The 11630-nt window shown below is 35.5% G+C and carries 9 protein-coding genes; 5 read left to right on the forward strand and 4 right to left on the reverse strand.

Annotation, left to right across the window (positions count from 1 at the left end):
• Positions 1-97: 97 nt before the first annotated feature.
• Positions 98-2131, reverse strand: coding sequence for a S9 family peptidase (locus tag IPM48_12500; GenBank protein MBK9272405.1), 2034 nt, complete (start codon positions 2129-2131; stop codon positions 98-100).
• Positions 2132-2295: 164 nt separating this feature from the next.
• On the opposite strand from IPM48_12500, the gene IPM48_12505 reads away from it, so the two are divergent.
• The 5 genes from IPM48_12505 to IPM48_12525 all read left to right on the forward strand — a co-directional run bounded on the left by IPM48_12505 (position 2296) and on the right by IPM48_12525 (position 8889).
• Positions 2296-3606: an MATE family efflux transporter gene (locus IPM48_12505; GenBank protein ID MBK9272406.1), complete on the forward strand. Its 1311-nt coding sequence runs from the start codon at positions 2296-2298 to the stop codon at positions 3604-3606.
• Positions 3607-3793: 187 nt separating this feature from the next.
• A complete protein-coding gene (locus tag IPM48_12510) occupies positions 3794-4747 on the forward strand; it encodes an AAA family ATPase (GenBank protein MBK9272407.1) in 954 nt (317 codons plus the stop codon).
• 47 nt (positions 4748-4794) lie between these two features.
• Entirely contained in the window at positions 4795-7350 is a 2556-nt protein-coding gene (locus IPM48_12515; GenBank protein ID MBK9272408.1) for a hypothetical protein, read from the forward strand.
• Positions 7351-7387: 37 nt separating this feature from the next.
• Positions 7388-8359, forward strand: coding sequence for a zinc-binding dehydrogenase (locus tag IPM48_12520; protein MBK9272409.1), 972 nt, complete (start codon positions 7388-7390; stop codon positions 8357-8359).
• Entirely contained in the window at positions 8356-8889 is a 534-nt protein-coding gene (locus tag IPM48_12525) for a metallophosphoesterase family protein (protein ID MBK9272410.1), read from the forward strand. The genes IPM48_12520 and IPM48_12525 overlap by 4 nt, the downstream gene beginning before the upstream one ends.
• Here IPM48_12525 and IPM48_12530 read toward each other — a convergent pair.
• The 3 genes from IPM48_12530 to IPM48_12540 form a co-directional block, all read right to left on the reverse strand.
• Entirely contained in the window at positions 8879-9898 is a 1020-nt protein-coding gene (locus IPM48_12530; GenBank protein ID MBK9272411.1) for a hypothetical protein, read from the reverse strand. The two genes, IPM48_12525 and IPM48_12530, sit on opposite strands and share 11 nt — an antisense overlap.
• Before the next feature lie 23 nt (positions 9899-9921).
• Entirely contained in the window at positions 9922-10461 is a 540-nt protein-coding gene (locus IPM48_12535; GenBank protein ID MBK9272412.1) for a hypothetical protein, read from the reverse strand.
• Between the two features lie 104 nt (positions 10462-10565).
• Positions 10566-11612: an NAD(P)-dependent glycerol-3-phosphate dehydrogenase gene (locus tag IPM48_12540; GenBank protein ID MBK9272413.1), complete on the reverse strand. Its 1047-nt coding sequence runs from the start codon at positions 11610-11612 to the stop codon at positions 10566-10568.
• Between the last annotated feature and the right edge of the window lie 18 nt (positions 11613-11630).

An 11630-nucleotide genomic window follows, 5' to 3' on the forward strand; every position in this document is an offset into this window, starting at 1 on the left:
TTCTTAGAGCATTCACCAAAACTCAACTCAAATAAAAAAGCCTCCACTATGGAGGCTTTTTTTTTTTGGAATTCTGAAATTCATGAATTGTATTGCATTACTCTTTTAATAAAACCCCCAATAAGAAAACATAATCCCTTGCTGATTCTCTAAATGGCTTGAAACGTCCTGAAGAGCCACCATGACCGGTATCCATATCGCACTCAAACAAAATCTCATTGGATCCCATTTGATTTAATCTGAGTTTTGCAACCCATTTAGATGGCTCCCAATACTGAACTTGAGAATCATGGTAACCTGTTCGAATATAAATATTTGGATACAACTGATTCTTTACATTGTCATAAGGGGAATAAGATTTCATGTATCTGTAATATATTGGATCATTAGGATTGCCCCACTCATCATATTCTCCAGTGGTAAGTGGAATACTTTCATCCAACATGGTTGTCAATACATCAACAAACGGCACAACGGCTATCACTCCTTTCCATAACTGTGGGAATTCATTTAATATATAACCCATTAACATGCCACCTGCAGAACCCCCATATGCAAAAAGTTTATTTGCGGAGGCCAATTTTTCTTGTATCACAAACTGCGCGCAGGAAATGAAATCGTAAAACGTATTTTTCTTTGAAAGTAACTTGCCGCCCTCATACCATTCCCGCCCTAATTCTTGCCCACCTCTGACATGAGCAATTGCAACAACAAATCCTCTATCCAAAAGACTAAGTCTGGCAACACTAAATCCAGGATCAATCGAAATTCCATAGGATCCATAACCATATAAGAGAAGGGGAGACTGTTCAGAAGGCGGATGGTTTTTGGAAAAAATCAAAGTCAAAGGAATTAGTTTAGAATCATGGGACATCACATCCAGCCGTAAAACTTGGTAATGCTCTGATTGAAAATCTCCAGGAAGAATCTGCTTCCAAAAATTAAATCTTTGCTTATTGATAAAATGAAAACGATAAACTATTTTCGCTGTAATCGGCGTTGAATACTGAAAGTAGATCGAATCAGAATCCGGATTCTTGTTTTTATAAAATTCAATTACGTAGGCAGACTCATTGAAAGGAATGTAATAGGAATCATCGCTAAATTCTAATACTTTTAATCTTTGAAGACCAGAACTTCGTTCCAATACCACAAGTCTGCTGGAAAACAATTCAAAATCTTCAATATAAATGTGTGGAGAATGGGATAACAATATCTCCCAATATTTCATAGAAGTACGATTTTCCAATGTCTTCATAATTACAAAATTAGGAGCATTCCAATTGGTTCTGATATACCAATCATCAACTAGATGATCCACATAATATTCAATATTGTCTATAGATTCAGTAAACAGTTCTGGTTCACTTTCAGGAGCCAATGATGGTAATACCCTTACAGCTGATTGCACTGAAGAAATGGACTCTATCAAAATGTACTTTCTAGATTTGCTTAGATGAATACTGACATAATATGAATCATTATTTTCTTCATAAACAAGTTGATCTGAAGCTAAAGAGGAATGTAACTTATGTCTTATAACTTTAAATTCACGCAATGAATCATCTTTAGATATATAAAACAAAAATTGAGAATCTGCTGACCATTCCATTTCAACTCCACAACTATTACTAATTTCAGCAACCACGCTGCCATTATGTAAATCTATGATACAGATATTGTAAATTCTTCTACTTAATGTATCGCAACTATACGCCAGGTATTGGTTATTGGGACTTATTGAAAAGCTTCCCAAATGAAAATACACCTTATCCTTTGCCAATAATTCAATGTCTAGAATGAGTTGAGGATTGGCTGAATCCAAATTAAAAGACCGATAATATTGAGGATACTCACTACCATCTTTATATTTTTTAAAATACCAATATCCATTTTCAAACCAAGGTGCTGCTTCTTCATTTGGGGAAATTCTGGAGACAATCTCTTGATAAATTTCATCTTCCAAATTCTTATACGGTGTAAACCAAGACTTTGCATATTCATTTTCTTGATTTAAATAATCAATAACCTGTGGTGAGTCTCGCTGATTCATCCAATAAAACGGGTCAATTCTTGTGTCTGAATGCTTTACTAGAGATTTATTTTCTTGAATTGCTTTAGGTGGTTGCATGATCTTGATAATGATAATTTTACAACAAAAGAAAGCAATATATTGGATATAGACCTACCTAGAGACTTCACCAATCGTGTTATATTCATAGAAAATTACTATGCCTTCACTATCTTTGGGAGATATATCCTATGCACGAATTTATTCACAACACAAAGAAATTGATGTGGTTATCTGTTCCCATTATGTTGGGCAGTGCGGGTCAGAATTTGATTGCCCTTACAGACAGCCTATTTCTTTATGGATACGATGAAAATGATTTTGCCGCCGTCGGCTTTATAAGCGTTTTTTATTTGGTACTTTCTGCAATTGGATTTGGATTCTCAAAAGGAGGACAAATATTAATCGCTCGAAAATATGGAGATGGTTCTCATTTACAAGTGAATAAATTTTTTTATGCAATATTGATCTTTGAATTGATTCTAGGCGTTCTATTGTTCTTATGTTTAAAATTTTATTCCAAAGAAATTCTTTCGCTGTTTGTTCAATCGGAAATCATACTCAATAAATCAATTGAATTTTTAAAATACAGAAGCTACGGATTAATTTTTTCATTTGCCGGCCTTTCTCTTCTAAGTTTATATATGGGAATCGGCAAACCAAGAATCATTTTAATTGATACCGTTTTTTTAGGGTTGGTAAATTTAATGTTATGCTATGTACTTGTTTATGGTAAGTTTGGTTTTCCAGAAATGGGCATTTCTGGAGCAGGCTTGGCGAGCACTATATCCGAAGCTGCAGCACTTCTCTTTTTTATTGGATACATGGCCTTGGATTCCAATGTTAAGCCATACCGACTCGGTAAACTTCAACCCATTACATACCTAGATATCAGAAACATTATAAAAATTGGTATACCAATAATGTTTCAATCGATGATTGGCATTGCCAGTTGGTTTATATTTTTTAGTTTTATCGAAAAATTAGGAGAAAGAGCTTTGGCGATCTCGAATCTATTAAGAGTGCTTTATTTGGTTTTTTCAATTCCCTGTTGGGGGTTTGCTTCTGCAATCAATACCATGGTTTCACGAACAATAGGGCGGGGCAGAGAAACACGAGTTCTGAAACAGGTTTTTCATTCATCCATCATTTCACTATTGGTAACAGGAATATTGTCCTTTCCCTTTCTAATTTTTAGTCAAATTTTCCTGCAACCACTTCTTGGGGGAGAACATGGAGGAGTTTATGATGAAACCCAGCCCTATTTAAGTCTATTGTATTTTATTTTGCTCGTGGCTTCTTTTTCAATCATCTATTTTAATGGTGTTAGCGGAACTGGTGAGGGTTTTAAAGGTCTTAATATACAATTGATTGGATCAATTTGTTACCTCCTTTTGGCCTACATCTCTATAATATATCCGAATCAATTGGGTCTTAGGTGGGCCTGGATCTCAGAAATGGTGTATTGGGGTATCCAGTGCGCTCTGTCCTGGTGGGTTTTGAAGTCCGGAAAATGGTACTTTATCAAATTTTGAGGATGGACATCAGCCATCCTTGATCTTAATTAAACAGCCAAATTTTATCAAATTTTTAATCGATTGATTTCTATTAATTAATGTAGTATTAATATCCATATACAATTGTATTACAACAAATTAGGCTTTGATAACGAATAAAGATATCAAAATAATATATTAGAATTTTCTATATTTTTGCGGAACTATGAAATTGAGTAAGCTAGAAATCAAGGGATTTAAAAGTTTCGCAAATGAAACTGTCATACATTTTAATGAAGCCATCACAGGGATCGTCGGTCCCAACGGGTCTGGAAAATCAAACATTGTAGATGCTATACGTTGGGTTCTTGGGGAGCAGAAAGGACGCGAACTGAGATTGGAGCAAATGTCGGATGTGATTTTCAATGGCACCAAAAAAAGAAAAGAATCCCCAATGGCTTCTGTTACACTCAGTTTTGAAAATACACGACAGATATTGCCAATAGAGTTTCAGCAAATAGCAATTTCAAGATTGTTGTATAGAAGCGGAGAAAGTGAATATAGAATTAATAATGTTCCTTGTAGATTAAAGGACATTACCTCCATTTTTATGGACACGGGAATCGGAGCAGACAGTTATGCGATTATTGCTTTGGGCATGGTAGAAGATCTTTTATCCAACAAAGAAAGTGCTAGACGCAAAATGTTTGAGCAGGCTGCTGGAATATCGAAATATAAATCCAGGAAAAGAGAGTCAATCAATAAATTAAAAGCAACAACAGAAGATTTAGCAAGAATTGAAGACCTGCTATTTGAAATTAATAACAATTTAGTTGAATTGGAAAAGCAGGCTAAAAGAGCCAAAAAATTCTACGAATTAAGGGACAAATACCGCAATGCAGGTTTGAAGTTATCCGCAATGACAATAAGCTCTTTAAAGGAGCAAATTGGAATTCTTTCGACTCAAATAGACCAACAAATTGGGATTTTATCCGAAAAAGAAGTGGAATTAATTACTCAAGAAGCAGAAAATGAGAAATACAAAAAAGATCATTTGGACAAAGAGAGAAGTCTAAGCGAGTTTCAGAAAAAAGCCAATGACTTATTAGATTTCATTCGATCCATTGAAACAGAAATCCAGGTATTTGAGCAAAAAAATGGTTTGCTGAAAATCAGATAACACAATTGTCATCAGCTGAATCCGATCTCAATGCCAAAAAGGAGGTCTTGAATCATGATCTAAATTTGCTTGTGACTGAAATAGAAAAAACCCGCATTGAGTTTGAAAAATCAAATATTGAATCACTAAACCTAGAAGAAGAATTAATTAGCAGACAACAAAAATATGATCAGTTAAAGTTTATGGCGGATCATAATTCTGAAGTAAAAATTGACATTGAAAGAGAAATATTTGAATTAGAAAAAGTCATAGCCATTGAAGAAAATCAAATTGAAAATCTTGATTCAGACACACAACGATGCAATGCCGAACTCAATATAAAACAGTCTGAATATGATGACAACATACGTGAAAATGAACATATTCAACAAGAATATCAAAAACTATCATTAAAAATCAATGAAATTCATGCATTAGAAAGCCAAAGGAAAAAAGAGCTTCAGGATCGACATTCGTTGCTTGAACAGCAAACATTGCAATCAAATACACTTACAAGAAAAAGAGACGCCAAAAAAAATGAATTTGACCTTCTAAAATCGATGGTTGAAAAAATGGAAGGATTTCCAGAATCTTCTATTTTTTTATCACAAAATTGGAAAAAGGACACACCCATTCTATTGGATTTAATATATACGGATGAAAAATATCGTCCAGCCATTGAATTTTATTTGGAGCCTTTTTTAAATTATTTGGTGGTTAATTCTGAAGAAGAAGCCATTCAAGCCATAAAAATATTGTATGGCAATGCCAAAGGCAAAGCCAATTTTTTTATACTCAACAAGATTTCTGAAAATACAATGCCGGTAAATTCAAATTTGCCCAATTGTAAAGCTGCCATTGATTTAATTGAAACAGATTCAAAGTATTCAGCACTTTTCAAAAATCTATTGCACAATGTATTTATCATTGACAAGGAAGGTAGCGTTGATGAAATTAGTAAATATCCAGATGATCAGATAGTCATCACTCTATCGGGGTCCATCATAAAGAATCATTCAACAATTACAGGAGGTTCAGTTGGATTGTTTGAAGGGAAAAAACTAGGTCGTAAAAAGAACCTTGAAAAACTAGAAGTTGAAATTAATGAACTGGATCAGCTAGTTTTAAAAATGGACAAGCAATTGTCTGATTTGAAAAATGAAATTAAGCGAATTGAGCTTAGTAACCATGAGACTGAGTTGAGTCAATTACTTAAAGAAGAATCTTCATTTTTGCAATCTTTGGCCCAGATAGATGCAAGACTAAAAGGTATTCAAGAAATTAGAACTCAATTATACGATAGGATAAAATCCAACGAATCGCAAAAGGCAAATTATCTGGAATCTAAATCCAATCAACTTAACTTACTGCTTGACTTGCGAAAACGACACGAAGACATTAACCATAAAATACTATCATCTGATCAATTGTTTGGTCAGATTAGTGCCGAACTAAGTATATCAAATACCAACTATAACCAATCAAGATTGGAGGCTATAAAATGGGAAAATAAGCACGATAATCTAATCAAAGAACAGGAGTATAAAAATAAGTTGGTTCAAGATTATGAAACTCAGCTACAATTAACCAAGACCAAACTTGACTCCTATCAAACTGAAATATTACATTTAAATCAATCGATTCAAAATTCAAATCAAAAACTGCAAGAAAGATATGAATTGAAGAAATTTCTGGAAGCAGACCTATCTCAATTGGAGCAGGAGTACTTTGAAATAAGAAACCAGATTAGTATTAAGGAAAACCAAATTAAGGAAACCAATAGAAGCGTCAGTGAAATGCAGTCTTCTATCAATCAAATTAAGGATCAAAGAACCAACTTGAATTTTCGGATTCAATCCACCATTGAGCGGTCAGAACTTGAATTTAATTTGAAAATTGAAGATTATATCTCTGAAGAGGAGACAGATCAAATGACCGAAGAGCAACTGAGAGACCGCGTGCAATATTATAAAGTCAGGCTTGAAAATTATGGTGAAATAAATCCATTGGCCCTGGAAGCCTACGACGAAATGAAATCAAGATATGACAATATTACCTTACAGCGCTCCGACATTCTGACCGCCCAGGAGAGTCTACTTCAAACCATTAAGGAAATTGAACAAACTGCCACCGAATCTTTCCTGGCCGCATTTAACCAGGTGAGGTTGCATTTTCAAAATGTATTTCGTTCATTGTTCACCAGCGATGATGACTGTGATTTGGTGTTGATGGATGAGATGGATCCGCTGGAATGCGATATTGATATCATTGCAAAACCAAAAGGTAAAAGACCAAAATCAATTCATCAACTTTCTGGTGGCGAAAAAACCCTAACAGCCATCGCACTTTTGTTTTCTTTGTATCTTTTGAAACCAGCTCCGTTTTGTATTTTTGATGAAGTGGATGCTCCGTTGGATGATATTAATATCGATAAATTCAACCACATTATCCGTAAATTTTCAAAAGACTCCCAATTCGTTATCATTACACACAATAAGTTAACCATGGCTGAAGTGGATGTACTATATGGAGTTTATATGGAGGAACCTGGAATTTCAAATGTCACAGCTGTTGATTTCAGAACTTATTCACACGATGTGACTCTTGCAGAAATGGAAGCCTAATGATCGCTATAAATGATTATAAATATCAAACCATTCCATGAAGGCGGCATTCATCCATCATATCAACCAACCATTGGAAATAAGAGATGTTTCTCTCCCTAAATCGAGAAATGGTTATAAATCAGTCAAAGTACTTTATGCAGGACTTAATCACAGAGATGTCTGGATTTCTAAAGGGCAATACGCCGGCATAAAACTTCCAATTATACCCGGATCTGATTTGATTGGATTGCTTGAAAATCGAAAGGTTATTGTAAATCCTGCATTCAATTGGGGTGATAACGAGAAGGTGCAATCCCGTGGCTTTTCCATTTTGGGATTACCTGAAAATGGATCTTTGGCAGAATTTACCTTGGTGCCTGAAACCAACATCTTTCCTTCACCTGAACATCTTGAGGATTATCAATCTGCCTCTCTGCCACTTGCTGGATTGACTGCCTATCGATCTCTGATAACTAAAGGTAACGCCCAAAAAGGTGAACATGTTTTTATTTCAGGAATAGGTGGAGGCGTGGCTTTATATGCAATGCAATTTAGTCTTGCCTTGGGTTGCAAAGTTTTTGTAAGTTCTTCTTCTCAATCAAAAATTGAAACAGCCATCTCAATGGGTGCATCTGGAGGTGTAAATTATCAGCAGGAAAATTGGGAATCGACTTTAGTAGATATGAGCAACGGAATTGATTTAGTCATTGATGGTGCAGGCGGTGCTGGATTTAATAAATTGCTAAAAGTAATGAATCCTTCAGGCCGTATTTGTATTTATGGCGGCACTCAAGGTCTCATACAAAACATTTCTCCTCAGAATCTTTTTTGGAAACAAATTTCCATTTATGGATCTACAATGGGGTCTCCTTCTGATTTTGAAAATATGCTGAAATTTGTAAACACCCATAAAATAGTTCCAATAATTGATTCTGTTTTTAATCTGGATCAAGTGAATGATGCTTTTCAAAGAATGAACAATGGTCTACAATTTGGAAAGATTGTTATCCAAATTGGAGAGAAATGAAAATAGGTCTGCTCTCGGATACCCACGGCTATTTTGATTCAAAACTAAATATTTTTTTTTCAGAGGTGCAACAGATTTGGCATGCTGGAGATTTAGGCAATATCGAAGTATATGAATCTTTAAGTAAAATTGCCCAGGTAAGGTTGGTTTTTGGAAACATTGACAGCAATGCAATACGTCAAATATCCAAAGAATTTTTAATGATAGAACAGGGCCAAACAAAAGTATTAATGACTCATATTGCAGGGTCGTTTCAGAATTACAACCCAAAAGTCAGAGAATTAATTCAAATTCACCAACCCAATGTATTGGTCTGCGGGCATTCGCATATATTGAAAATTGCATTCGACAAAAAATTCAATCTGCTATATATCAATCCAGGAGCGTATGGCCTTCAGGGTATTCACAAACACCGAACAGCCCTAAGATTTAATATTAACCAATCTGGACTTTCCGATATGGAAATTTTGGAATTACCCAAAAAGAAAATTGATTCATCCCACACACAAACAGATGACACTAAGATTTAAAGAGATCATCGTATTGGCTTCTCTCAGCCGTATTCTTATCTTGTCTAAGTGGGGTCTGATCATCTAACTTAAATGTTTCAGTTTTAACTGGCCCCATCAAAAGCAACTTACTCTTCTCTTCGTAAGTTTGCAGCATTTTAAGCCCTTCTTCCTCAAAGACTCCATTTTGTAAGTCAACCGAATTCATAAAATTCTCAGAGAGTTCCATAAATCTTTCCATTTCCCCCACTTTCATCGCAACATCATCTGCGATGTGTTCGAGAGCCTGATCAAAAATCAATCGTTTGTCGGAATTTCCAGCGATTACATTCATTGCAGATTTCATGGCACTATGTGATGCTCTGATGGCTTTGCGTTCTTCTTCCTTAAGTTTAACTTGATCTCGGGTATCTGCCAATAGGATTTCAGAATTTTGATACATTTTGGTCAATACCCTGCTCAAAATATCCATTTTACTCAGCAAATGATTGTACTTTTCATTGGTTTCCTGCAATCTTGCAGCCTTTCTGGTTGCAAGCACCATTTGAGCTTCTTGATTTTGGTTTCTGGCCACCTGCGCCATCCTGAGCTGATTTTCTATTTCTTTAGAATTGTCAGTCACGTTGCGTTGCAACTTGCTAATTTGGCCTTTCAGTATTCCAATCTGTTTACTCATTTTACTTAGATTATTTTCCAAGTCATCCACATAATTTTTTAGGATTCCAATTGGATCAATGGTAACAAATATGCCAGTTATCCACCGCATAATACTTTTGTACATATACCCGATCAAAGTTCTCATTCTAGGATCAATGATCATATAGAGCAATGCCCCTAAAACAAGTAGCATACCAACCAGATATATTACATTTTGAGCCAAGGTCAAAAGAATAGGCAAGAATTTATACAACAAAGCTCCTGCTCCTATGACAATACCCAAAAGCACAACTGTCCCTGTGACTCCTTCTGGTCTTCCCCAAAATGACTTTGGCTTTTCTAAGCCCGGACCAGGCGATACTGAATTTGACATAATGTAAATTTAAAGTGAGAAAATTATTTTTCCAATGTTTGAATATCTTTTGAGATTAGATCCTTTATGACCGATACTGTATTTTCAAAAAGTTGTCTTTTTTCATCAATAAATGATTGTCCTTCTTGAATATCCTTTTCCAATTCTGATACCTTTGATTTCAGTTCATCAATTTCCATATACAATTGCTCAATCATCTTTTTCTTGTTTTCCAAACTTTCACCTGCCTGTATTCTTTCGGACATTAACTTTTCTACCCTTAAAGAATATTGGGATTGAAGCGCAATATTAAATTTATCCTGTTCTTTGGTCAACAATTCGATAAAATGCTTGGCAGATTGAAGAATCTCCTCTTTCTCAACTCCCATTGTTTTGGCTGTTGTCAGTGTTGATATTCTTGCCATTTCCGGATCCATTTTCAGGCCTAACAAGCCTTGTATTGCTTGTCTATATTTAACATAATCAAATTTGGTATTGGATTGTCGAAAAATTTCATCTCCAAGCACCCGTGCACTTGGGGCATGAATTCCTTCATTATTTAACGAGAACATTTCTTCCAGCATATCATCCTTTTAGCAAGCAATGCAAATATCGCGCAAAATTGAGTATTTTGTAAAATTGGGGTAAATTAATCTACAGAATCTCTAAATTTGAAGACTAAATATCATTAAATGAAGTCAACATCCGGCAAATAGGGATACCTCATCAAAAACTGGATTGCCTTTTCCAATTCAATACCTTCAAACAATACACTGTAAATCATCTGGATGATCGGTACCCGAATCTGATAATTCTTGGCCAACTGATGAGCAATTCTCGTGGTCCTTAGTCCTTCTATCGTCTCATCCATGGACGAGATTATTTGTTCCATTGTTTCACCTTTACTAAATCGGAACCCAAATTGAAAATTCCTGCTATTCTCACTGGTAGCGGTAGCAATCAAATCACCAATCCCCGCAGTCCCCAAAAATGACCTGTGGGTAGCACCCATCGCTCTTCCCAATTCAATCATTTCGCGCAATCCCCTGGTAATCAACATAGCTTGAATGTTTTTTCCCAGTCCTTTCCCAAAGAGCATCCCGGCGGCAAGCGCAATAATGTTTTTCAAAGCACCTGCCATTTCTGCACCCACTAAGTCATAAGATCCAAATACAAAAAAGTATTTACTGGACAGATATTCAGATCCCACTTTGATTACTTCATCGAATTCACTGGCTATAACACATGCAGTAGGTTGACCCTGAAGTATTTCTTTGTATAAATTGGGCCCTGCCAAGCAACCGACCCTGGATACACAGGATTCTTGTCGAATCACCTCACTCATCGTGTGTATATCTTTTCTTGAAATATTGATTTTGGCTAAATCCTTGATGTTAATTTTAGAAAGATCCAGCCCTTTTGTCCCATGTATCAAAATATGGCCCGGGTTTAAATGGGGTCCCAAACTCTGCATCGTCTCTCTAAATTTTTCGGACGGAACGATTGGAAAAATCAAATTACATTGGCTTGTAATCTCCTCAAGATCAGATGTTGCCTTAATTCTAGGAGATAGTTTTATACCGAAATGGGCTCCTTCATTGTTTATTTTATTTACAACTTCCTGTCTTCGAGTATAAACCAACACATCTGAATTGTGCGCCAATAAAGTTGAGACAGTTGTGCCAAAACTGCCTGCGCCAATCACTCCTGCTTTGTTTTTATTTGTAGAATGCATTTCGAATAAGGATCGCGA

Source organism: Saprospiraceae bacterium (assembly GCA_016715965.1).
In the GTDB taxonomy this organism is placed as follows: domain Bacteria; phylum Bacteroidota; class Bacteroidia; order Chitinophagales; family Saprospiraceae; genus Vicinibacter.